Origin of the sequence: Desemzia sp. FAM 23989 (genome assembly GCF_045528345.1) — a bacterium.
Lineage (GTDB): Bacteria > Bacillota > Bacilli > Lactobacillales > Carnobacteriaceae > Desemzia.
In genome coordinates this window covers 18,067-41,931 of sequence record NZ_JBGQQT010000010.1, presented here as the reverse complement: position 1 = coordinate 41,931, position 23,865 = coordinate 18,067, and the positions used below count along the sequence as shown (strand labels likewise).

Genomic DNA, 23,865 nt, shown 5'->3' with positions numbered 1-23,865 from the left:
GCAGCACGGTTGGTTATTGTATGTACTAACGGAGGGAAAATATGGCAAAAAGAGATTATTATGAAGTTTTAGGTGTTTCTAAAAGTGCATCTGATGATGAAATAAAAAAGGCTTATCGAAAACTATCAAAAAAATACCATCCAGATATCAATAAAGAAGCGGATGCAGATGAAAAGTTTAAAGAGATAGCAGAAGCTTATGAGGTATTAAGTGATGCCAATAAACGGGCTGCTTACGACCAGTACGGACACGCTAGTACAGACCCGAACTTTGGAGCTGGTGGTGGATATGGCGGATTCGGCGGCGGTGCTGGATTCGGTGGTTTTGAAGATATCTTTGATTCTTTCTTCGGTGGCGGCGGTGGGCGCAGCAGATACAACCCAAATGCTCCTCGTCAAGGAGAGGACTTACAATACTCTCTTAACTTAGAGTTTGAAGAAGCTGTATTTGGTAAGCAAACTACCATTAAATACAATCGCAGCCAAGAATGTCATACTTGTCATGGGGATGGCGCTAAACCGGGAACCTCTCCTGTTACTTGTTCAAAATGTTCGGGAACAGGTTCGATCAATGTGGAACGAAATACGCCACTTGGCAGAATGCAAACTCGTACAGTCTGTGACGTTTGTGGGGGAACCGGACAAGAAATCAAAGAAAAATGTCCTACCTGTGGCGGAGCAGGACATGTAAAAGATGTTCATAAAGTGAAAGTAACAGTACCTGCTGGTGTAGAAGATGGCGATCAAATGCGCTTAAATGGTCAAGGTGAAGCTGGTAAAAACGGTGGACCTTACGGAGATCTGTATGTGATTTTCCGTGTGAAACCAAGCAAACAATTTCAACGTCGAGGATCTGAAATTTACTTTGAAACACCGATTCACTTCGTCCAAGCAGCTTTAGGGGATGAGATAGAAGTTCCTACTGTTCATGGCAAAGTGAAACTGAAAATTCCGGCTGGAACTCAAACGGGAACAACTTTCCGAATCAAAGGCAAAGGGGCCTCTAGATTAAGAGGTACCGGACAAGGTGATCAACACGTGAAAGTCAATGTAGTCACACCGAAGAGTTTAAATGACAAACAAGCCGATTTATTGAGAGAATTCGCTAAAGTGAGCGATGTTTCAATCAATGAACAAGCAGATGGCTCTTTCTTCAACAAAATGAAAGACGTCTTCAAAAAAGACTAACCAATAAAAGGAACCTGTTCTCAATCAGGTTCCTTTTTGCATAATGCGGAAAATAGTCAAACTAAAGTGTCATTTAAGAAGGGTTTGTAATGGGGGAATAGGCGAAACATTGTATTTTAGCCTTTAGACTGTTATAATTCACTAGAATACTTTAGGAATAATTGAATGAAAGCAGGAAATAACCAATGAATAAAAATGATTATTTGGAACGTCAGAAACGCATCCGGAATTTCTCGATCATTGCTCATATTGATCACGGGAAATCGACGTTAGCGGATCGTATTTTACAAATGACGCATACTGTTGCAGACAGAGAAATGCATGAACAATTGCTGGACTCGATGGATTTAGAAAGAGAACGTGGTATCACTATCAAGCTGAATGCTGTTGAACTGAACTATACAGCTAAAGATGGAGAAACGTATACATTTCATTTAATCGACACTCCAGGACACGTCGACTTTACGTACGAAGTATCTCGTAGTTTAGCGGCCTGTGAAGGGGCTATTTTAGTCGTAGATGCGGCTCAAGGTATCGAAGCTCAAACAATGGCCAACGTATATTTAGCATTGGACAATGATTTGGAAGTTTTGCCCGTTATCAATAAAATCGATTTGCCGGCAGCGGATCCGGAAAAAGTCAGAATAGAAATCGAAGATGTGATCGGAATTGATGCGAGTGAAGCTGTATTGGCTAGTGCCAAATCTGGCATCGGAATTGAAGAGATACTAGAAGAAATCGTAAAAAAAGTGCCAGCTCCTTCAGGAGACGTGGACAATCCGTTGAAAGCCTTGATTTTTGACTCTGCTTACGATGCTTATCGTGGAGTGGTGTTGAATATCCGTGTGACGGAAGGTATGATCAAGCCTGGAGATACTATGAAACTGATGAGTAATGGAAAAACGTTCGAAGTTTCAGAAGTGGGTGTCTTTTCTCCTAAACCGATCAAACGTGATTACTTGATGGTTGGAGATGTAGGATATGTTACCGCCAATATCAAAACAGTTCAAGACACACGAGTTGGAGATACGATTACATTAGCGGATAATCCAGCAGAAGAACCCTTAGAAGGTTACCGCAGATTAACACCGATGGTATTTTGTGGAATGTATCCAACTGATTCATCTCGATTTGGAGATTTGCGTGAAGCATTAGAAAGATTGGAATTGAATGATGCTGCTTTGCAATTTGAAACTGAAACTTCTCAAGCTCTTGGATTTGGGTTCCGTTGCGGGTTCTTAGGAATGTTGCATATGGATGTCGTTCAAGAACGTTTGGAACGCGAATTCAACTTAGACTTGATTACTACAGCACCATCTGTAATCTATCATGTGAATTTGACGAACGGAGAAGAACTGGTCGTATCGAATCCTTCAGAAATGCCAGAACCGGTTAAAATCGCATCTGTAGAAGAACCTTACGTTAAAGCCAACATCATGGTACCGAATGAGTACGTAGGTGCGGTAATGGAAATTTGCCAACGCAAACGGGGGAATTTTATGACGATGGATTACTTGGATGATATTCGAGTAAATGTCGTTTATGAATTGCCATTGTCTGAAATCGTTTATGACTTCTTTGACCGTCTAAAATCAAGTACTAAAGGCTATGCTTCTTTGGACTATGAAATTATCGGTTACAAACAAAGCAATTTATCGAAAATGGATATTTTATTAAATAGTGAACAAGTGGATGCGTTAAGTTTTATTGTCCACAAAGATTTTGCTTATGATCGCGGGAAAGCCATTGTAGAGCAATTGAAGAAAACCATTCCTCGTCAAATGTTTGAAATCCCTGTTCAAGCAGCTATTGGACAAAAAATCGTAGCTCGTTCAACAATCAAAGCGTTCCGTAAAGACGTTACTGCTAAACTATATGGTGGGGATCCAACGAGACGCCAAAAATTATTGAACAAACAGAAAAAAGGAAAAAAACGGATGAAACAAGTCGGTTCTGTGGAGATTCCTCAAGAAGCGTTCATGTCTGTATTGAATATCGACGAAGAATAATAGATTGCTTCATCTCTATCTATTTAGCAAGAGTTAACTCACTAAATAACAGCTCGAAAAATGAATCTTTCTGTCATGCTCTCTTTCAAAATCTATTGGATAGATTTTGAAAGGGAGCATTTTTTAACGAAAAAAAAAGGCCGAAGCCTCTTTTTTATTCAGTGGTAATTTCTCTGGAAAATTTTTCTCCGTTGTCTTCCAATAAACTCAAATCTTTCAAGAACACAGGTTGGCCAGGGTAGAGAATTTCGTGACCGATGACAACTTCTACTGTAGCTCCTGGTTTAATTTCAGCTTCTCCCAATTTGACCGCTTCTGTTTTATAACCCTCAGGAAATTGTCCATTCGCTCCATCCAAAGTTTCGACTGTCACTTCAGTTTCTTGACTAGCGGCTATATCGAAAGCCCAAGCCAACCACGGACTTTGTGTATCTTCAGTCGTATTAGTGTAATTAATGGTAAGTGCCATGATTTGTTTGTCAGGGAACAGAGCACTTTGTAATTGCTCAATTTCAAGAATTTCATAAGTTCCATTCATGCCTTCATAAAGAGTTGTGTTAACTTCTAATACTTGTTCAGAACTTTTTTCGTTTGATTCTGCTTCAGCTGTATTTTCAGTATCAGCAGCAAATTTTTCAGCAGTTTGTTTCTCTCCACAAGCTGCAAGCACCAAACCACAAAGCCCTAATAATGAGACTAATTTCAGTTTATTCATGCGTAACTCCTTCTAAAAACTCTTTTTCTTATAAATGAACCACCTTGCTATATTAAAGGATTTCCAAATAGCTCCTGTAATGATGCATGTATTGGATGGAAATTAAAAAGCAAAAAAACTGCCAGTTTATCGGTTCCATGAAACTTATATTATCATATAAGCCGCCTACAAGATATTATTTATACAGAAATAGAACAAATTAAGTAAGAAAGGTTTTGCATAAAAGCAGTATGTGTCCAAGATTTAAGCTGTACATAAAATAGGGGAAGAAGAATGCTATATGGAAATATAAGGTTTGTTGACAGAAGATTTTTATTCAGTTTTTCTACCTATTTGTCCATTTTTTTGGTAATATAGTTACTTGTAGTAATTATATTAGGTAACTTAAAGAGAAAGGAGCAAAAAAGAAATGGATAGACAACTATCGGAAGAATACATTGACGCTTGTTTTAGTGCAAAACACACGATGCGTTTTTTGCCTGAACCTCCTCCTGAAGTGCAGAAAAGACACGTTTATATTATTAAAACCTTATACAACTTATCAAAAGAGTTGAGGGAGGTCCGAATCAGCGACATTGCTGAAACGATCGGTGTAACTTTACCAAGTATTACTAAAAATATCGCGACACTAGAGGATCTGGGCTATATCAAAAAAGAAACCAATCAAGAAGATAAACGAGTCGTAAATATTTATTTAACCGAGAAAGGGTTAGCTTTACATCAAAAAGTCGTTAGTGATTTTCACGAAAAAAATAGTGAGATTTTAAAAGATATCCCTGAAGAGGACATTCGTCTAACGATAAAAACGATTTACCGAATATACAATTTAATGGAGCAATCGAATTTGCTCAGTTAGTTAAAGGGAAAGAAGGAAAGAAATGTATAAAACGTTAGTAAAATCATTACGCCAATATAAGAAACCCTCTTATTTGACCATGTTATTTATGGCATTAGAAGTTGCAGTAGAAATTTTTATTCCTTTTTTGATGGCAAAAATCATTGACCAAGGATTGATTGAAGGCGACTTGGGGTATGTTTTAAAGATAGGTTTGGTGATGTTTTTAATGGCCTGCTTATCTATGTTGTTTGGAGTATTAGGCGGAAAATTTTCTTCTGATGCCGCGGTAGGTTTTTCTGCCAATCTCCGTCAAGACATCTACGAGAATATCCAAACCTTTGCATTTGATAATATTGACAAATATTCTTCTTCTAGTCTGATTACCAGACTGACGACCGATATCACAAATATTCAAATGGCTTTTCAAATGGTACTAAAGACTATTATTCGAGCTCCTTTTATGATTGCCTTTGCTTTTGCAATGGCTGCGTATACGAATTTGAGATTATCATTAACGATTTTAATTATTGTTCCTATTGTAGCATTTATTTTAATCGGACTAATTTATCGTGTGCATCCTTATTTTATTGAAGTGTTCAAAAAATACGATCGTTTAAATCAAACGGTGCAAGAGGATATCAATGGAGTACGTGTTGTAAAATCCTTTGTACGAGAAGAAAAAGAAATTGAAAAGTTTAAGATTGCTTCAACAGATATCAAAGATTTATTTACCAAAGCTGAAAAAATCACTGCTCTTAATGCTCCAGTGATGCAAATCGCTATTTATTCTTGTTTGCTTCTTGTTTATTGGTTTGGAGCAAAATATGTGGTTGGCGGAACTATGAGTACAGGAGAGCTGACCAGTTTTATTACTTACATGATGCAAATTCTAAGCAGTATCATGATGATTTCAATGATTTTTGTCATGATCGTTATTTCTGAAGCTTCGGTAGAACGGGTTGCTGAAGTGTTAAAAGAAAAAGCTACATTGACAAATCCCGAAAATCCTCGTAAGACGATTGAAAATGGGGAGATTGAATTTAGAAATGTTCAATTCAAATACAACGAAGAATCTGAAGAAGCTGATTTAAGTCAGATCAATTTTACGATCAAGTCTGGTGAAACGATTGGTATCATTGGTGGAACTGGTAGCGGAAAAAGTTCTCTCATTCAGTTGATTCCTCGATTGTATGATGTGTCTAAAGGGGAAGTCTATGTTTCTGGACACAACGTAAAAGAATATGATCTAGTGACCTTGCGTGATCAGATTGCCATGGTGCTGCAAAAAAACACCTTATTTTCAGGAACGATCATGGACAATTTAAAATGGGGAGATAAACAAGCTTCCAAAGAAGAAGTTCAACGTGTGGCCAAATTAGCTCAAGCAGATGATTTTGTTCAAGGTTTTCCGGATACTTATGAAACAGTCTTAGATCAAGGCGGATCCAATGTATCTGGTGGTCAAAAACAACGATTGACGATTGCACGAGCATTGTTGAAACAACCTAAAATCTTGATTTTAGATGATTCAACCAGTGCGGTGGATACCAAAACAGATGCGTATATCCGAAGAGCCTTTATAGAAGAGATCCCAAATACCACTAAAATTATTGTGGCACAACGTATTTCTTCCATTCAAGATTCTGATCGCATCATCGTATTAGATGAAGGCAAAATCAACGGAATCGGGCCCCACGAAGAACTCTTGCAAACGAATAAAATCTATAAAGAAGTTCATGATTCTCAAGTAAAAGGAGGGACGATAGTTGAAGAATAAACCGATGTCTAAACCAACTGTTAGCCCATTAAAAATATTTAAACGAATCCTTTCGTATGCCACTAAACAATACAAACTGCGGATCATCATTGTTATCGTCAGTATTATTATCAGTGCAGCAACCAATGCGATCGGGATCAGTTTTACAAAGACATTGATCGATGACTACATCGCGCCGCTTCTGTCTCAGGAAACTCCCGATTACTCTAATTTAGCGCGTATCATTGGTTTAATGGCTATGCTGTATCTGACCGGTGCAGTATTTACCTATGTCTTTAACCGAACGATGGTTACGGTATCCCAAGGAATCTTGAAAGATATTCGAGATGAAATGTTTACACATATGGAATCTCTGCCCATTCGTTATTTTGACAGCACTGCTACCGGAGATATCATGAGTCATTACACCAACGATACAGATACTCTGAGACAAATGATCAGTCAATCGATTCCACAGATTTTTTCTTCGCTGATCATGATTTTATCGATCATTATTGCGATGTTCATTATTAATGTTCCAATGACACTATTTGTTTTATGTATGGTTGGAATCATGGTAGCTGTTATCCGAACGATAGGCAGCAAAAGCGGTCGATTCTTCTCTATCCAACAAGCCGCATTAGGTACGTTAAATGGTTATGTAGAAGAGATGATCGAAGGACAAAAAGTCGTTAAAGTCTTTAACCATGAAGACGAAGCTATTGCTGATTTTAGCAAATTGAATGAAGACCTCAGAGAAAATGCCACAAAAGCCAACACTTACGCCAATATTTTAATGCCGATTATGGGAAACATCGGAAACTTTATGTATTTGTTGACAGCAGTTATGGGTGCGGTTCTTTCGATTACAGGTTTGACTGCTTTAACTGTAGGGAGTATTGCTTCTTTTGTTCAATTCACAAAAAGTATCACTATGCCTGTAGCACAGATTTCACAACAATTTAATGCGATTATTTTGTCTTTAGCAGGTGCGGAGCGTATTTTTAATTTGTTAGATGAAAAACCAGAAGAGGATACTGGAACAATCGAGTTAGTCAATATCGTTAAACAAGCTGACGGGGCCATCGAAGAAGCAGATCACCGTACAGGCAATTGGGCTTGGAAACAAAGCACTATTGCTAATGAACCGGTTTATAAAGAATTAACAGGTGATGTCCGTTTTAAAGATGTGACTTTTGGATACAATTCCAACAAAACGATTCTTCACAAAATTAATTTATTTGCTAAACCAGGGCAAAAAATAGCTTTTGTAGGTGCAACTGGAGCAGGAAAGACAACGATTACCAACTTGATCAATCGCTTCTACGATATTCAAGAAGGGACAATCACTTATGATGGTATCGATGTCAAAAAAATCAAAAAAGATGATCTTAGAAGATCTTTAGGGATCGTACTGCAAGATACGCATTTGTTCTCAGGAACGATCAAAGACAATATCCGTTACGGGCGATTAGATGCGACAGATGAAGAGATTGAAGCTGCTGCTCGATTAGTAAATGCGGATTTCTTTATCCGACAATTGCCGAATGGGTATGATACAGAATTAACGGGTGATGGCGGTTCACTTTCTCAAGGACAAAGACAGTTGCTTGCAATTGTCAGAGCAGCCGTAGCGAATCCACCGGTATTGATTTTGGATGAAGCAACTTCAAGTATTGATACACGTACAGAATCCGTTGTGCAAAGTGGAATGGATGCTTTGATGAAGGGCCGGACTGTTTTTGTTATTGCTCATCGACTTTCAACCGTTCGAAATTCGGATGCAATCATGGTTATGGAGCAAGGCAGAATTATTGAACGCGGAAATCATGATGAGTTGATTTCTCAAGAAGGAGAATATTACCAACTTTATACAGGTGCGTTTGAAATGAACTGATGAATAAGTTTGAAAAGAGCTTTCCACTATCATGGAGAGTTCTTTTTTTAGTTGAAGATAACGGGTATCTATCGACAAACAAAGATGAGTTTCTTTTCACCTGTGTGGCAATTTATTGTATACTATATAAGGAACGTAATAATATAGAATGGTTAAGCATAGAAAGAGGATTTAAATGAATTTTTGGACAGATCAGACAAAAGCAACAGAAGAGATTGCTCAAGAGTTATTAGGATGCCTGCTGATCAAAGAAACAGACGAAGGAATAACATCAGGTTGGATCGTAGAAACTGAGGCTTACGTTGGAGAATTTGATGAAGCTGCGCATAGTTTTGGATTGAGGAAAACGCCTCGCCTGAAAGCTATGTACCAACCTGCAGGAACGATCTATATTTATCACATGCACACCCATACGATGTTGAACATTATTGCCAAAGAAGCTGGAAATCCCCAAGGAATATTGATTCGAGCCATTGAGCCGTTCAGCGGTGTGGAGTTGATGGAAGAAAGAAGAAAAATGTCCGGGATTAATGTGACTAATGGACCAGGTAAATTAACGAAAGCCATGGGAATTACAAAAGAGGATTACGGAACATCAATTGGGGAGACACCATTGTATCTTTCAACACAGGAAAGACGTATACCTAAAGAAATCATTGCTACACCAAGAATCGGTATTCCCAATAAAGGGAAATGGACAGACGCACCGCTTCGTTTTATAGTGGCTGGTAACCCGTATGTATCGAGAAAAAAGGGACCTGTTGACTTGGATTTTGGATGGCAGTAAAAAATATAAGAGAGAAGGTACTCAGATGAACAAAGACATGATCGATTATTTAGTAGCAATCTTGGAAGAAAATGAAGCGTCATTTGACTGGGAAGTAAATTGGAATAAAAGACAACATGTGATCGAGTTGTTTGTGACTATTTACGCTGAAACTAATCCGGATATGGTAATCCAAGATGTAGAAGGAACCGTAAATGAAGAAGAAGGCATTCAATTTGAAGACGTGATCTGTTTTTACGATCCAGAAAAATCGAAAATTTTGTTGGATGACTACTTACAAGCTTTCCCGTTTTCCATTAAAAAGGGTATCGAACAAGGATTTTTGGATGCTGTCATCAAGGTATTGCGCTTAGTGGTGAGTGAGGGACAAACCAAATTAATGGAATTTGCGCAAAATCCCGATATTGAAACATTTGAGATGAACTGGCAAGAAGAGAATTTCCACCAAACGATTGAGACATTAAAAGCTACCGATCGTTACGAAACTAAATTAGTCCCTTATCCAAAATTTTAACGGCCTAAAACGAGAGGAGTTAACAGTAGTATGAAATGGAATGAAGTAAGTGTACATACCTCAAATGAGGCCATCGAAGCTGTATCCAATATTTTTATTGAAGCAGGTTCGGGCGGAGTAGCTATTGAGAATGTACAAGATTTTTTATCCACTCCAGATGATGGATTTGGTGAAATACGGATTTTAGAAAATCAACAATATGTAGCAGAAGGTTCCTTAGTGAAAGCTTATTTTCCTGAAACCACAAACTTGTTGGAGTTATTGCCTGAAATCAAGCAACGCATAGAACTATTGAAATCATTTGGCTTGTCTATCGAACCGAATGTGATAGAAGTAAACGATGTTAAGGAAGAAAATTGGGCGTCAGCATGGAAGAAACATTATCATCCGCAACAAATTACACGTTATTTAACGGTTGCTCCTCAATGGGAAGATTATCAGCCTGCAATGGATGGAGAAATCGTGATCAAATTAGACCCAGGTCTGGCATTTGGAACGGGAACTCATGCAACGACACGCTTATCTCTACAAGCGTTGGAAACGTATATTAGAGGCGGAGAAACGATTTTAGATGTTGGGACAGGTTCTGGAGTTTTAAGTATCGCCAGCGTGGCTATGGGAGCTGCTGAAGTGCATGCGTTTGATTTGGACGAAGTGGCTGTGCGATCGGCTAAGGATAATGTAGCCTTAAATACCTTTGCAACAAACATTCATGTGTCAGCGAATGATTTATTGAAGGGTATCGACAGGGAAGCGGAGATTGTTGTAGCCAATATTTTAGCTGAAATCATCGTGCCGTTGATTCCAGATGCTTGGCGTGTATTGAAACCAAACGGCTTCTTTATCACTTCAGGCATCATAGAATCAAAAAAAGAGTTGATTTTAAAAGAATTGGCAAAACAAGGCTTCACTATTTTGCAAGTTTTGCAAATGAAAGACTGGTTTGCGATTGTTGCTCAAAAAGTGGAGGAGGATTAAGCGGTGCAGCGTTATTTCTTAACAGAACAGCCGTCTGACTATCAAACGGCTGAAATCATTGTACAAGGTGAACAGTACCACCACATGATTCGTGTCATGCGGATGAAAGAAAAGGATCAAGTTATTCTAGTACTGCCAGATCACAATGCCTTTAAAGCTGTGATCGCTCAAGTACTGGAAGATGAAGTTCATTTGAAATGGGTAGCGGATGAAACGCAATCCAAAGAGTTGCCTGCACGAATCACCATCGCCAGCGGATTGCCTAAAGGCGATAAGTTGGAATGGATCGTTCAAAAAGGGACGGAACTTGGGGCAAATGCTTTTCTGCCGTTCAAATCAGAGTACGCTATTGTCAAATGGGATCAGAAAAAAGCGGCTAAAAAACAAGAACGATTGAGCAAAATCGCTCAAGAAGCTGCTGAACAAGCTCACCGGACGAAGGTACCAGAAATAAAAGCGGTAGCTACGTTTACGGAGCTGTTGCAGCAAAGCGCTGAATATGATTTTTGCTTAGTAGCTTACGAAGAAAATGCTAAAAATGGAGAGATGCAAAATTTTCGTTCTACTTTGAGCCAATTGAATCCCGATGATACGGTCTTGATCGTGTTTGGTCCAGAAGGCGGGTTGTCTCCAAACGAGATCAGTCAATTGGAAGAACGGAATTTTACAGTTTGTTCACTGGGACCTCGTATTTTACGAACAGAGACAGCTCCTTTGTATGCTTTAGCGGCTATTTCTTTTGCAATGGAGTTAAAAGGGCTGTAAAAGTCTTGTTCAGTAAAACAAAAGTAAGGTATACTAAGAATGAGAATTCAGAAAAGAGGGATGTATCGTGGTAAAAGAGTTAAACAAATATATCGATCATACATTGTTAAAAGCTGACGCAACGGAAGAACAAATCAAAGTGTTGTGTGAAGAAGCTGCTGCACATCATTTTATGTCAGTTTGTGTCAATCCTACTTGGGTCAAAAAAGCTGCAGCATACTTAAACGATTCAGACGTTGAAATTTGTACAGTGATTGGTTTTCCTTTAGGAGCAACTACTTCTGAAGTGAAAGCTTTCGAAGCAAAAAATGCGATCCAAAACGGCGCCACTGAAGTAGACATGGTCATCAATATCGGAGCGTTGAAAGATAAAGACGATGCTGCTGTAGAACGAGATATTGAAGGCGTAGTAAAAGCTGCTGAAGGAAAAGCTTTAACAAAAGTAATCATTGAAACAAGCTTATTGTCAGATGAAGAAAAAGTTCGAGCTTGCGAAATCGCGAAAAAAGCTGGAGCAGACTTTGTTAAAACCTCTACTGGTTTTTCAACCGGCGGAGCTACAGTAACAGACATCAAATTGATGCGTAGTGCTGTTGGACCAGATTTAGGCGTTAAAGCCAGCGGCGGAGTTCGTACTGCTCAAGATGCTGCAGACTTTATTGAAGCTGGTGCTACTCGTTTAGGTTCATCAAACGGAATCGCTTTGCTGAACAACGAAGCTTCCGGATCAGATGCTTCAAGCAGCTATTGAAATAAACAACCATTCAGCGTATAATACATGTGAGATTAAACAGTTGGATAGCACTCGATTCGAGTGCTATTTTTATATACTGATTTAGTAAATTAAAGAGAAGGTGACAAAATGCCTAAAAATAAAGAATATACAGCCAAAGAGGTTATTGCTCTAACCTTAACTTATATGAATAGTAACCACGTGGCTTTTGTCAAAAAGGCAAGCGATTTTGCTGGAAAGGCTCATGAAGGGCAGTTTCGTAAATCGGGCGAACCTTATATTACTCACCCGATCCAGGTAGCAGGAATATTAGCTGAATTAAAGATGGACCCCGTCACAGTAGCTACTGGATTTTTGCATGATGTAGTAGAAGACACCGATTATACTTTTGAAGATATTGCCAATGAATTTTCACAAGAAGTTGCTGAATTGGTCGATGGTGTAACCAAACTAGGAAAAATCCAATTTCAATCTCATGAGCAGCAACAAGCGGCTAATCATCGTAAAATGTTGTTAGCTATGGCAAATGACATGAGAGTGATCATGGTCAAGTTGGCAGACCGTTTGCACAACTTGAGGACCTTGAAATACCACCGTCCAGAAAAACAGCGCCGCATTGCTAACGAAACACTGGAAGTTTATGCACCCTTAGCAGATCGATTAGGGATCAACCGTATCAAGTGGGAATTAGAGGATACTTCGCTGCGTTACTTGAATCCACAACAATATTACCGTATCGTGCATTTAATGAGCTCAAAACGGGAAGAACGGGAACGCTACATTGCGAATGCTATTGCTGAAATACAAGAATCTGTGGATGATTTAAATGTGGAAGCGGAAATCACCGGACGGCCAAAACACATTTATTCTATTTACCGTAAGATGAGAGATCAGAAGAAACAATTTAATGAAATTTACGACTTGCTGGCGATACGTGCAATCGTGGGTTCGATCAAAGACTGTTATGCGGTTTTAGGAGCGATTCATACGCGTTGGAAACCAATGCCTGGCAGATTCAAAGATTATATCGCGATGCCTAAAGCTAATATGTATCAGTCTTTGCATACCACTGTCATTGGTCCTGGCGGCAATCCAGTAGAAGTACAGATTCGTACTGCAGAGATGCACCACATTGCTGAGTACGGGGTTGCGGCGCATTGGGCTTATAAAGAAGGTATCACGAAGAAAATAGATGGCGAACAAGTCAGTAATAAACTGTCTTGGTTTAGTGATATCATTGAGTTGCAAGACGAATCAATTGATGCCAATGAATTTATGCAAAGTGTCAAAGAGGACATTTTTAAAGATAAAGTCTATGTTTTTACACCAAAAGGGGATGTTACGGAACTGCCATCTGGTTCAGGACCGTTAGACTTTGCTTACAGTGTGCATACTGAAATCGGAAATAAAGCAGTAGGAGCAAAAATCAATGGGAAAATCGTTCCATTGAACTACAAGCTGAAGACCGGGGATATTGTAGAAATTTTAACGTCTACCAATTCTTATGGACCAAGTCGTGACTGGCTCAACTTTGTTTCTACTTCTAAAGCAAGAAATAAAATCAAACGCTTTTTCAAATTACAAGACCGTGAACAAAATATCACAAAAGGTCGCGATTTAGTGGAGAAGCAGTTGTTAGAAATGGGTTTCCAACCAAAAGAATTCATGAATAAAAGTAATATGAAAAAACTTTTGGAAAGATTTAATTTCACGACCGAAGATGATTTGCTTGCGGCTATTGGTTACGGCGAACTGACTGCTTTGGTAGTAGCCAACCGTTTGACGGAAAAAGAAAGACGCGATCGAAAAAATGATGAAAAATTCATGGAACTTGAAACGATCGAATTAAAACCCAAAAAAGCTGAACCAGAAAAAATGAAGATCCGACATGATGGCGGGGTGGTCATTCAAGGAGTAGACAACCTCTTAACTCGTTTGAGCCGCTGCTGCAGTCCTGTCCCAGGGGATGAAATCGTTGGTTACATTACCAAAGGCCGCGGTATTTCAATCCACCGTAAAGACTGTCCGAACGTACATGCTTCACCAGAAGTCGAAGACCGTCTGATCGAAGTAGAGTGGGAAGATACTTCAAATGCTGGAAAAGAATACAATGCTGAATTACAAGTTGAAGGATACAATCGTTCTGGTTTATTGAATGAGATTTTACAAGTCGTCAATACACAGACAAAAAATCTCAGCAATGTAAATGGCCGCATAGACAACAACAAGATGGCTACTGTTACGATGACGATCGGTATCGTCAACTTAAATCAATTAGAAAAAATCGTCGATAAAATTAAAAATATCCCTGATGTTTACACAGTTCGAAGAATTACTTCGTAAATTCAAGCAACAGGATACCGAAGCGCATTTTAAGACCAGCAAAGGAGGATATTAAAGTGTCCTTAATTTGCGGACTTAGAATGCGCTTTTTGTATGATAAGATGAGAAAAGGAGATTGAACAGTGAGAGTAGTTATTCAACGATCAAAAAAAGCCTCAGTTTCTATAGATGATAAAATAGTAGGGGAAATCAATAAAGGTTTTGTACTTTTAATCGGTATCGAAGAGGCAGATACCAAAGAAGATGTAGACTATTTAGTACGTAAAATCAGTAAATTGAGAATCTTTGAAGATGAAGAAGGAAAGATGAACTTGTCGTTAGCGGATGTTCAAGGGGAGATCTTATCCATTTCTCAATTTACCTTACATGCCAATACTAAAAAAGGAAATCGTCCTAGCTTTATTGATGCTGCCAGACCTGATAAAGCCATACCAATGTACGAAACGTTCAATCAGGAATTGAAAAATGCGGGGTTTACTGTGGCAACAGGCCAATTTGGGGCTGATATGCAAGTTGCACTAGTCAATGATGGTCCGGTAACAATCTTGATTGACAGCAAACAGAAATAACGAACACCACAGAAGAAGAAACCAATAAAACCTTGTGATCGTTTTGCGGATTGATCAAACAAAAGGTTTCGCAGTTAAGATAACAAAAAATACGTCTTATGGTTTCTTGTAATGATTACTTCTGTGATAAAAAACGGACATCCACTGATTCAAGAAGTGGATGTCCGTTTTTGTTTTTTAAGGTGTAAAGTATTGATTCAAGGCTTGATAGATGCCTTCAACGATTTGAGAACGGTAATTGTCTGTATTTACGACTTGCTGGTCGGTATCATTATTTAAATACCCCAATTCCAACAAAACTGCAGGTTGATAATTTTCTCTTAACACGAAGTAGTTTCCGTAGCGAACGCCATTGTTTGGCAACGGACCATATTGACTTAAGTTTAGGTTGATCAAATCAGCCAAAGCTTTTTCTTCTTCATGATAATAATATGTCGTAGTTCCACTGATTTCATTTCTGGTTTCAGTAGAATCATAATGTAAACTGATAAAGGCATCTGCATGATTATTGTTGCTGATATAAGCTCGATCCTGTAATTCGATAAACTCGTCACTGTCACGAGTCATGATCACATTCGCTCCAGCGCTTCTTAAGCGGGCTGCCAGCAGTTTAGCTGTTTTCAACGTGACCTCTTTCTCATAGAAATTCTGTGCCAAGGCACCTGAGTCGTGTCCGCCATGTCCGGCGTCAATCACGATAGTCGCTTCCGATATATTAGTGATGTTAGCAGTAGGGGCTGCTTCATTGTTCGCCGACAAATCTACTACCCAGTTGGCTACATATCCCTGTGTTCCATCTGCCAATTTAATCAAGTACCAATCATCCACTGCTTCGACAAAAGCAAATGAATCGCCTTTAAAAGCTGTTTCCACAACGGAGTCTTCAATTGAAGGACCGCTGCGAATATTCGTGCCGTCTGTTCGAACAGTTACTTGTTGGATAGGAGCGGCCGCATTGTTTTCTGTAGCTACAGTAGAAGTAGCCTCTTGTTTAGGAGTCACTTTCACATCAATTAAAGATGAACTGATCCAAGCTACTCGATTGTAGTACTGTACTTGAGTCCAGCCTTCTTGTTGGAATAAGACTGTCAGTTGTGTGCCTTCTGTAACAGTGCCCAAAATGTCACTGTCAGTATTGCTCTCTGCTCGGACATTTACTTCAGGATGGGTGATGGTCCCTACCAAGTTTGTAGCAGCACTGATTTCAATATTGTCTACTAACCAACTTGCGATCCATCCTACTTGATCGTTGCTGATGCGCACTTTGTACCATTCATTTTGTTCAGTAATAACTTGAACTTTTTCATCTTCCACAACTTGAGACATGACATCATAAGATAAACCAGGTCCCGTTCTCACATTGACTACACTAGCGTTGATGACTACTGTACTGGTTTGAGCCATCGCAACTGTTGCATAGGTTGTCAACAGTAAGAACAGACCAATCATAATGAGTAAAGTTGTTTTTTTAGGTCTATGTACTATAGGTGAGTCTTGCATAAAAGGTATCACTACTTTCTTTACATACTTATGTAGAAAAGAACAATCTGTTGTATTTAATTATAACAATTGTTTACTTGATTAAGCAATTAAAATATAAAGGGGATTAATTTATTCTTCTTTATTGAGTTAGACGTTTGTTCAAGAGCGAAGAATCAATTAAGGTAAGGGCTGTGTAAAGCTATTGTATACCAAAGATAAAGTGGTCTGCCATTAAAGAATCATTGAAGAAATGGTCTGGTTAACGGTGAACTGGAAAAATTTAGAAATTATCTTTAGAGAATCACGAAATAACACGTCATACGCATGAAAAAATTTAAATAAAAAATAAGATTACGAATCCTCTCGTCTCTGGTCTGCTAAAAGAAAAATGCGGAGGCGGGCGACATGAACGAGATTTTCCATCTGTTGAGTGAAGTGGAAGACTTCGGTCTTCATTATGAGAAAGACCTGCTTTCTTTGAACTTCCTGAAATACTTAGACACGCTTTTTAAGCTGTGACTCGTTTGAGACCAGTGATATTTCTGTAGGAATAGGGGGTGATTGTAGCCATGTAAAGGATGAAATGTGAATTAGGGAGCGTTGGCACTTCAGCGCTTACGATTCCGTTTGAAGCTTGAAAGTCAGGAGACTACAGGCTCCAGACGGTCCCCATGGCTTTCCACAAGCAAACCCGTCCATTCCGAGAAAATTTCACCCCATAGAGCCGCCCTTACTTATTAAGAGAGAGTTTAAAAAGAAGACCTTAATTTTTGAGAGAAAGTACTTTTCATGCGTATGACGTGACGAAACAAGAATGTGTCTTGACAATCTGTTGTCTTTCTAGTAATCTTTAACTAATACAAAATATCTGACCCCAATGATAGAGGAAGTAACTTTATTAGCGTATCAAGAGAGAATTTTCATGAGCTGAAAAAAATTCTACGCGAGATAAAACGAAAGACACTCTGGAGGGACAGTAGTGAAAAGCTGCTGCGTTACGAGCGTTAATCGTTGAGGAAAGCTGATGGCTTTCAAAACAAGGTGGTACCACGTTGACATGTTCAATCGTCCTTATTCTGCACAAGCAGAATAAGGACGATTTTTTTTTTGATAAAAGGGTAGATAAGAAGGAGAGACACATATAATGGCATTTCAAAAACCAAAAGGCACAGCTGATTTGTTGCCGGAGAATACAAAACAATGGCAATACGTAGAAGATATTTTTAGAGCTGTTTTAGCAGACTATCAATTTGAAGAAATTCGAACACCGATTTTTGAAAGTTATGACCTGTTTTCAAGAGGTGTTGGTGAAACCAGCGACATCGTTTCCAAAGAAATGTATAATTTTCAAGATAAGGGCGGTAGGGAATTAGCTTTACGTCCTGAAGGGACTGCTCCCATTGCCAGAGCATTTGTCGAAAATAAATTGTTTGGGCCAGAGCATGCTAAACCGTATAAAGTCTACTATCAAGGACCGATGTTTCGTTATGAGCGCCCTCAAAGCGGTCGTATGCGTCAATTTCATCAATTTGGGGTTGAAGCATTTGGAAGCGACAATCCGGCAACAGATGTTGAAACAATTGCTTTAGCAATGGATCTGTTTCAAGAATTAGGATTGGAAAGTTTAAAACTTGTGATCAATTCATTGGGAGATCTGGAAAGTCGTTTGGCTTACCGTGAAGCGTTGATTGCTTATTTGAAACCACATGTTGAAGAATTGAGTGAAGACTCAAAAACCAGACTGCACAAAAATCCTTTGCGCGTATTGGACAGCAAAGACAAAAAAGATCAAGCTATCGTAGCAAATGCGCCTTCTATTTTAGATTATTTGAACGATACTTCTAAAGAGCATTTTGAAGCAGTAAAAGAAATGCTGGAAGCTTTAGATATTCCTTATGAAATCGACAGCAATATGGTTCGCGGGTTGGATTATTACAACCACACAATTTTTGAAGTGATGACGGAAGCAGAAACATTTGGTTCATTGACAACCATTTGTGCAGGTGGACGGTATGATGGATTAGTCGAAGAAGTAGGTGGACCAGCTACTCCAGGCTTTGGCTTCGCTATCGGTATGGAACGTTTGTTGCTCATTTTAAATGCTGAAGATATAGAGTTGGCGGAAGAAGAAGCGTTAGACGTGTACGTCATCGGTATTGGCGAATCCACTAACTTAGAATCCTTAAAAGTTGTTCAAGCGGTTCGTTCAGCCGGTTTGTCTGCTGATCGCGACTTTTTGAATCGCAAAATCAAAAATCAATTTAAAACTGCCAACAAGAAAAATGCGAAAGTGGTCTTGACACTTGGGGAAAATGAATTGGAAAATGGTACGATCAACTTTAAAGTCATGAAGAGCGGAAAAGAATCCGTCGTGGAATTAGAAGACATTTATGATGGTGATTTTGAAAAATTGTTTAATTTAAAAGTTTCCGATATGACAGCTTTCAATGAGTTTTTCAAAAAAGAAGATTAAACGGAACGAAAAAAGAAGATAAAGAGAAGGGTTGATTTAAAATGGCTAAACGAACAGTATATTGTGGCCAAGTCACGAAAGACTTAGTTGGACAAGAGATTGTGTTAAAAGGATGGGTACAAAAACGTAGAGATTTAGGTGACTTGATTTTTATTGACTTACGTGACCGTGAAGGAATTGTTCAAATAGTATTTAACCCTAAATTCTCTAAAGAAGCTTTAGAAATAGCGGAGTCTGTTAGAAATGAATACGTTCTTGAAATAACCGGTACAGTTGTAAAACGTGCAGAAGGCATGCAAAACAACAAAATCGCAACTGGTGATGTTGAAATCGAAGCACGCCAAGTGAATGTATTGAATGAAGCAAAAACGACTCCTTTTTATATTGAAGATGGCGTTTCTGTTTCGGATGAAAAGCGTATGGAATATCGTTATTTAGACTTACGTCGTCCAGAAATGACGAAGAACCTGCTTTTACGCCACAATATCACGAGATCGGTACGGAACTTTTTAGACAATCAAGAGTTTATTGATATTGAGACACCATACTTGACTAAGTCTACTCCAGAAGGTGCCAGAGACTATTTAGTCCCTTCACGTGTACATGCGGGACATTTTTATGCTCTTCCGCAATCCCCGCAATTGTTTAAACAATTGTTGATGGGTGCTGGATTTGACCGTTATTACCAAATCGTTCGTTGTTTTAGAGATGAAGATTTGCGCGGAGACCGTCAACCTGAATTCTCTCAAATCGATATTGAAACCAGCTTCTTAGAACCTGAAGAAATTCAAGAGTTTACAGAAAATATGCTGGCAAAAGTGTTGAAAGAAACTAAAGGAATTGAAGTTACTTTACCATTCCCACGAATGTCTTATGATGACGCCATGAACCGTTATGGTAGCGACAAACCTGATATTCGTTTTGCGATGGAATTGATTGAATTGAATGATATTGTAAAAGACTCCAGCTTCAAAGTATTCAGTGGAGCTGTAAGCAATGGCGGAATGGTAAAAGCCTTGAATGTAAAAGGTGCTGCAGCCAATTATTCACGTAAAGACATTGATGCTTTAGGCGAATTTGTAGGCATTTATGGTGCTAAAGGATTGGCTTGGCTGAAAGTTGACGAAGATGGACTTAAAGGACCGATTGCAAAATTCTTTACAGACGATGCTGATGCTTTGATTGAACGCACTCAAGCAGAACCTGGAGACTTACTGTTGTTTGTAGCGGACAAAGCTGCTGTAGTTTATGATGCTTTAGGTGCGTTGCGTGTGAAATTAGGAAAAGAATTAGACTTGATTCCACAAGATGAATTTGCATTCTTATGGGTTGTTGACTGGCCATTAGTAGAATTTGATGAAGAAGGAAGCCGTTATACTGCAGTGCACCATCCATTTACGATGCCTGAAGAAAGTACATTAGAATTCTTAGAAAACGAACCTGCTAAAGTAAAAGCTCGAGCGTACGATATTGTATTGAATGGTTATGAATTAGGAGGCGGTTCAATACGTATCCATAAACGTGACATTCAAGAAAAAATGTTCAAAACGCTTGGTTTTACACAAGAAGAAGCAGAAGAACAATTTGGTTTCTTGTTGAACGCTCTTGAATATGGTTTCCCACCACATGGTGGTATTGCATTAGGATTAGACCGTTTTGCAATGTTGTTGGCGGGCGAAGACAATATTCGCGAAGTTATTGCTTTCCCTAAAAACGGAAGTGCAGTTGATCCAATGGCTCAAGCTCCAAGTTTAGTGAGCGGTAAGCAATTGGAAGAATTATCGATTCAAACGACAAAAATCGAATCAGATGAGGAAGCAGCAGCAGAAGAATAAGCAGCGAGCACTATTCTTCTCTCCACTGTCCTCTATAAAGAAAATAAGAGATTAGAAAGTCAGGAGAATAAAAAAATGGTTTTGATCGGCTCACACGTTTCAATGAAAGGCAAAGAAATGTTATTAGGAGCAGCTCAAGAAGCTGCAAGTTATAAAGCTTCTACGTTTATGATTTATACAGGAGCTCCTCAAAATACGCGTCGTAAAGCTTTAGAAGAAATGAATATCCCAGCAGGCGAAGCATTCATCGCGGAAAATGGACTATCTGATATTGTGGTTCATGCACCTTATATCATTAATTTAGGAAACACGATTAAACCAGAAAATTTCAGTTTTGGCGTGGAATTTTTAAGAGCAGAGATTGAGCGAGCAGAAGCCCTAGGAGCTAGACAAATTACGATGCACCCGGGTGCACATGTTGGGGCTGGTGCAGATGCAGCTATCCAACAAATCATTAAAGGATTAAATGAAGTTCTGCATGCGGATCAAAAAGCTCAAATAGCGTTAGAAACGATGGCTGGAAAGGGGACCGAAATCGGTCGTTCATTTGATGAGATAGCTCAAATCATTGATGGTGTAACCTTGAATGACAAATTATCGGTTACTTTTGATACGTGTCATACCAATGATGCAGGGTATAATGTAAAAGAAGATTTTGACGGGGTGCTGAATGAATTTGACAAAATCATTGGACTAGATCGCTTAAAAGTGGTGCATGTCAATGATTCGAAAAATCCAATGGGCAGTCATAAAGACCGTCATGCCAATATTGGTTTTGGAACGATTGGTTTCGAAGCTTTGAACAAAATCGTTCATCACCCTCAATTAACAGATCTGCCTAAAATATTGGAAACTCCATTTGTAGGAGAAGACAAGAAAAATAAAAAAGCTCCTTACGGTCATGAAATAAAAATGTTTAATGAACAAACATTTAATCCTGATCTATTAGAAGATATTTTGAATGGTGCAGCTTTTTAAACCATAAAAAACAACTCGAGAAACGATCTTCAGCTTCGTGCTGTGAGTTTTTCTCGAGTTGTTTTGTTTAATCGTATTCTTGAATGTGACTCTGTTTCTTCTTGTCTAATTGCAAGGTACTGACAATGATAGCTGCTGTTTCTTCGATGGATCTTTTTTCAACATTGATCACTAAGCAACCTAATTTTTCATATAAATTATTGGAAAATGCCAACTCTTTTTCGATTCGTTCTTTATTGGAGTAAGGAGTATCTGGATTTAATCCATAAGCGATCATACGCTCTTTACGGATAGAATTGATCATGTCCAAATTATTGGTCAAACCGACAATTTTCTTAGGATCTACTTGCCACAGTTGTTCAGGTATATGAGATTCTGGTACCAATGGCAAATTAGCGACTTTGTAGTTTAAGTTAGCTAAAAACATGCTCAAAGGTGTTTTCGAAGTTCTTGAGATACCTAGTAAAACAATATCAGCTTCTAAGAAACCTTTAGGATCTCTTCCATCATCATACGTTACTGCAAATTCAATCGCTTTGATACGATCGAAATAAGTTTGGTCCATTTCATGCAACGCACCTGGCTTATGCAAAGGCTGGATGCCAGAACGATTTTGGATTTCTCGAATAACTGGACTTAACAGATCTACACAAAAAATCGCATTTTTTGAACAATATTCTTGAGCGATTTGGCTCAAGTTATCGGAAACTAAGGTATGAAGAACCATAGCATTTTGACGTTGAGCTTTTTCTAATATAGAAATCAACGTATCTTCCCCACGAATAAAAGGGTAGCCATGTAATTTGATATCGGCGGATGGAAATTGCGCCATCGCTGCTTTGCCTATTGAGTTGGCAGTCCCTCCTACTGAATCTGATACAATGTAGATGTCTACCGGGTGATTAATTTCCATAACTGTTTTCTCCTTTAACAATGTATTTGGGACGATCAAACGGAAAGAATAGTTAAAAAGTGTGAAATAGCTGTTTCATTTGTCAAACTATTCCCGAGTGTTTAAAAATAGTGGTTGCAATCCAGTCATTTTCTGTATACCCTTTTAGTATAACGGATTAAAGAGTAAAATTATAGGCTGAACAGACTTCTTCTGTTTATTTTACGAGAGAGGTATCATAAAGAACTTGATTTACCACGTTGTCGTGGTATACTATAAATCGAAACGAGTCCGTTTTAAAGGAGGCTAGATTCCTGTGAACGAAGTGGAAAATGCTATTGGAATATTGAAAGATCATGGATATAAATATACCGATAAGAGAGAAAATATCTTGAGTTATTTTAATCAAGAAAATCGTTATATCACTGCCAAGGAAGTGCAGCAGTTTTTGAAAGTCAAGTATCCAAATATCAGCTACGATACGATTTACCGCAATTTGTATACTTTTGTTGAACTAGATATTGTGGAAGAAACTGAATTAAACGGAGAAAAGCTATTTCGATTGAATTGCTCCCATTCTGGTCATCACCATCATTTTATCTGTACTGTATGCGGAAAAACGAAAAAAATTGAAATGTGTCCCATGAACTTTTTTGAAGATCAATTAAATGGGTGCCAAATAACCTCTCACCGTTTTGAAATTTTCGGGACATGCGAGGAGTGTCTATTACCTGCAAGTTAGGCAGAGGCCCTTGGAAAGAACGGGTTTTATCGTCTAAAAGAAAAAACGCATATTTTTTTGAATAACAGCAAAGTCATATTGACGTGGCTTTAACGATTCGATATAATATAGAAGGACAGTTTTTTAATTATGCAATTTATGCATAAGAAATAACGGTTACTTAAATAGCACGGAGGGGGGTAATTGAATATGTCAAAAACAGTCGTTAAGAACAATGAATCTCTTGATGATGCTCTTCGTCGCTTCAAACGTACCGTTTCTAAAACAGGTACAATGCAAGAGGCTCGCAAACGGGAATTTTATGAAAAACCTAGCGTGAAGCGTAAGAAAAAATCCGAAGCAGCTAGAAAACGCAAGCATTAATCTTGGAAG

Annotated in this window: 20 protein-coding genes and 1 other annotated feature; of the genes, 17 read left to right on the top strand and 3 right to left on the bottom strand. The window is 38.6% G+C overall.

All coding sequences use genetic code 11. The features are described 5' to 3' along the window. Positions 1-41 precede the first annotated feature (41 nt). Positions 42-1,187 (top strand): molecular chaperone DnaJ, encoded by a 1,146-nt coding sequence (gene dnaJ, locus ACEN36_RS07370; protein WP_407126269.1) that lies wholly within the window; start codon positions 42-44, stop codon positions 1,185-1,187. 185 nt (positions 1,188-1,372) lie between these two features. Beyond that, positions 1,373-3,196, top strand: a complete 1,824-nt coding sequence (gene lepA / locus ACEN36_RS07365; protein ID WP_407101908.1) for a translation elongation factor 4 — start codon at positions 1,373-1,375, stop codon at positions 3,194-3,196. A 154-nt stretch (positions 3,197-3,350) separates the two neighbouring features. Here lepA and ACEN36_RS07360 read toward each other — a convergent pair whose 3' ends face one another. Next, positions 3,351-3,911, bottom strand: coding sequence for a DUF5067 domain-containing protein (locus ACEN36_RS07360; RefSeq protein ID WP_407101910.1), 561 nt, complete (start codon positions 3,909-3,911; stop codon positions 3,351-3,353). A gap of 409 nt (positions 3,912-4,320) precedes the next feature. Between ACEN36_RS07360 and ACEN36_RS07355 the strand changes: the two genes are divergently transcribed. The 10 genes from ACEN36_RS07355 (at position 4,321) to dtd (ending at position 15,091) form a co-directional block, all read left to right on the top strand. Next, positions 4,321-4,767, top strand: coding sequence for a MarR family winged helix-turn-helix transcriptional regulator (locus ACEN36_RS07355; RefSeq protein WP_407096756.1), 447 nt, complete (start codon positions 4,321-4,323; stop codon positions 4,765-4,767). A gap of 22 nt (positions 4,768-4,789) precedes the next feature. Further along, on the top strand, positions 4,790-6,526 hold the full coding sequence (locus ACEN36_RS07350; RefSeq protein WP_407126268.1) for an ABC transporter ATP-binding protein: 1,737 nt from the start codon (positions 4,790-4,792) through the stop codon (positions 6,524-6,526). A gap of 4 nt (positions 6,527-6,530) precedes the next feature. Continuing rightward, complete coding sequence (locus ACEN36_RS07345; protein ID WP_407126293.1) at positions 6,531-8,402, top strand: ABC transporter ATP-binding protein; 1,872 nt, start codon at positions 6,531-6,533, stop codon at positions 8,400-8,402. 175 nt (positions 8,403-8,577) lie between these two features. After that, positions 8,578-9,189, top strand: a complete 612-nt coding sequence (locus ACEN36_RS07340) for a DNA-3-methyladenine glycosylase (protein WP_407126267.1) — start codon at positions 8,578-8,580, stop codon at positions 9,187-9,189. A 25-nt stretch (positions 9,190-9,214) separates the two neighbouring features. Further along, the gene (locus ACEN36_RS07335; RefSeq protein WP_407126266.1) at positions 9,215-9,703 is read left to right on the top strand and encodes a DUF3013 family protein; all 489 of its coding nucleotides are present in this window, start codon (positions 9,215-9,217) and stop codon (positions 9,701-9,703) included. 30 nt (positions 9,704-9,733) lie between these two features. After that, a complete protein-coding gene (gene prmA / locus ACEN36_RS07330) occupies positions 9,734-10,681 on the top strand; it encodes a 50S ribosomal protein L11 methyltransferase (protein WP_407096759.1) in 948 nt (315 codons plus the stop codon). 3 nt (positions 10,682-10,684) lie between these two features. Next, positions 10,685-11,446 (top strand): 16S rRNA (uracil(1498)-N(3))-methyltransferase, encoded by a 762-nt coding sequence (locus ACEN36_RS07325; protein WP_407126265.1) that lies wholly within the window; start codon positions 10,685-10,687, stop codon positions 11,444-11,446. A gap of 67 nt (positions 11,447-11,513) precedes the next feature. Next, on the top strand, positions 11,514-12,197 hold the full coding sequence (deoC, locus tag ACEN36_RS07320) for a deoxyribose-phosphate aldolase (protein WP_407126264.1): 684 nt from the start codon (positions 11,514-11,516) through the stop codon (positions 12,195-12,197). 111 nt (positions 12,198-12,308) lie between these two features. Then, positions 12,309-14,522 carry a RelA/SpoT family protein gene (locus ACEN36_RS07315; protein WP_407126263.1) on the top strand — a complete coding sequence of 738 codons (2,214 nt, stop codon included), beginning with the start codon at positions 12,309-12,311 and terminating at the stop codon, positions 14,520-14,522. A 122-nt stretch (positions 14,523-14,644) separates the two neighbouring features. After that, positions 14,645-15,091 (top strand): D-aminoacyl-tRNA deacylase, encoded by a 447-nt coding sequence (dtd, locus tag ACEN36_RS07310; RefSeq protein WP_407126262.1) that lies wholly within the window; start codon positions 14,645-14,647, stop codon positions 15,089-15,091. 177 nt (positions 15,092-15,268) lie between these two features. Here dtd and ACEN36_RS07305 read toward each other — a convergent pair whose 3' ends face one another. Then, positions 15,269-16,591 (bottom strand): N-acetylmuramoyl-L-alanine amidase, encoded by a 1,323-nt coding sequence (locus ACEN36_RS07305; RefSeq protein ID WP_407096764.1) that lies wholly within the window; start codon positions 16,589-16,591, stop codon positions 15,269-15,271. 850 nt (positions 16,592-17,441) lie between these two features. Continuing rightward, positions 17,442-17,649: a binding site (T-box leader), on the top strand. A 68-nt stretch (positions 17,650-17,717) separates the two neighbouring features. On the opposite strand from ACEN36_RS07305, the gene hisS reads away from it, so the two are divergent. From hisS to ACEN36_RS07290, 3 genes are all read left to right on the top strand, one after another. Further along, positions 17,718-19,046: a histidine--tRNA ligase gene (gene hisS, locus ACEN36_RS07300; RefSeq protein ID WP_407126261.1), complete on the top strand. Its 1,329-nt coding sequence runs from the start codon at positions 17,718-17,720 to the stop codon at positions 19,044-19,046. 41 nt (positions 19,047-19,087) lie between these two features. After that, a complete protein-coding gene (gene aspS / locus ACEN36_RS07295; RefSeq protein ID WP_407126260.1) occupies positions 19,088-20,881 on the top strand; it encodes an aspartate--tRNA ligase in 1,794 nt (597 codons plus the stop codon). 75 nt (positions 20,882-20,956) lie between these two features. Then, entirely contained in the window at positions 20,957-21,859 is a 903-nt protein-coding gene (locus tag ACEN36_RS07290) for a deoxyribonuclease IV (RefSeq protein WP_407096767.1), read from the top strand. A gap of 67 nt (positions 21,860-21,926) precedes the next feature. Here ACEN36_RS07290 and ACEN36_RS07285 read toward each other — a convergent pair whose 3' ends face one another. Next, positions 21,927-22,772, bottom strand: a complete 846-nt coding sequence (locus ACEN36_RS07285) for a pyruvate, water dikinase regulatory protein (protein WP_407103118.1) — start codon at positions 22,770-22,772, stop codon at positions 21,927-21,929. Between the two features lie 295 nt (positions 22,773-23,067). On the opposite strand from ACEN36_RS07285, the gene ACEN36_RS07280 reads away from it, so the two are divergent. Both ACEN36_RS07280 and rpsU read left to right on the top strand, forming a co-directional pair. Next, positions 23,068-23,493: a Fur family transcriptional regulator gene (locus ACEN36_RS07280; RefSeq protein ID WP_407103119.1), complete on the top strand. Its 426-nt coding sequence runs from the start codon at positions 23,068-23,070 to the stop codon at positions 23,491-23,493. A gap of 189 nt (positions 23,494-23,682) precedes the next feature. After that, positions 23,683-23,856: a 30S ribosomal protein S21 gene (gene rpsU / locus ACEN36_RS07275; protein ID WP_204210937.1), complete on the top strand. Its 174-nt coding sequence runs from the start codon at positions 23,683-23,685 to the stop codon at positions 23,854-23,856. Positions 23,857-23,865 lie beyond the last annotated feature (9 nt).

Excerpts from the sequence above, each read along its gene's own strand:
- lepA (WP_407101908.1), top strand. The coding sequence starts at position 1,373 with ATGAATAAAAATGATTATTTGGAACGTCAGAAACGCATCCGGAATTTC.
- ACEN36_RS07305 (WP_407096764.1), bottom strand. The coding sequence starts at position 16,591 with ATGCAAGACTCACCTATAGTACATAGACCTAAAAAAACAACTTTACTC.
- hisS (WP_407126261.1), top strand. The coding sequence starts at position 17,718 with ATGGCATTTCAAAAACCAAAAGGCACAGCTGATTTGTTGCCGGAGAAT.
- ACEN36_RS07350 (WP_407126268.1), top strand. The coding sequence starts at position 4,790 with ATGTATAAAACGTTAGTAAAATCATTACGCCAATATAAGAAACCCTCT.
- ACEN36_RS07290 (WP_407096767.1), top strand. The coding sequence starts at position 20,957 with ATGGTTTTGATCGGCTCACACGTTTCAATGAAAGGCAAAGAAATGTTA.
- aspS (WP_407126260.1), top strand. The coding sequence starts at position 19,088 with ATGGCTAAACGAACAGTATATTGTGGCCAAGTCACGAAAGACTTAGTT.
- ACEN36_RS07355 (WP_407096756.1), top strand. The coding sequence starts at position 4,321 with ATGGATAGACAACTATCGGAAGAATACATTGACGCTTGTTTTAGTGCA.
- ACEN36_RS07345 (WP_407126293.1), top strand. The coding sequence starts at position 6,531 with ATGTCTAAACCAACTGTTAGCCCATTAAAAATATTTAAACGAATCCTT.
- ACEN36_RS07340 (WP_407126267.1), top strand. The coding sequence starts at position 8,578 with ATGAATTTTTGGACAGATCAGACAAAAGCAACAGAAGAGATTGCTCAA.
- ACEN36_RS07335 (WP_407126266.1), top strand. The coding sequence starts at position 9,215 with ATGAACAAAGACATGATCGATTATTTAGTAGCAATCTTGGAAGAAAAT.
- dnaJ (WP_407126269.1), top strand. The coding sequence starts at position 42 with ATGGCAAAAAGAGATTATTATGAAGTTTTAGGTGTTTCTAAAAGTGCA.
- ACEN36_RS07315 (WP_407126263.1), top strand. The coding sequence starts at position 12,309 with ATGCCTAAAAATAAAGAATATACAGCCAAAGAGGTTATTGCTCTAACC.
- prmA (WP_407096759.1), top strand. The coding sequence starts at position 9,734 with ATGAAATGGAATGAAGTAAGTGTACATACCTCAAATGAGGCCATCGAA.
- ACEN36_RS07360 (WP_407101910.1), bottom strand. The coding sequence starts at position 3,911 with ATGAATAAACTGAAATTAGTCTCATTATTAGGGCTTTGTGGTTTGGTG.
- ACEN36_RS07285 (WP_407103118.1), bottom strand. The coding sequence starts at position 22,772 with ATGGAAATTAATCACCCGGTAGACATCTACATTGTATCAGATTCAGTA.
- rpsU (WP_204210937.1), top strand. The coding sequence starts at position 23,683 with ATGTCAAAAACAGTCGTTAAGAACAATGAATCTCTTGATGATGCTCTT.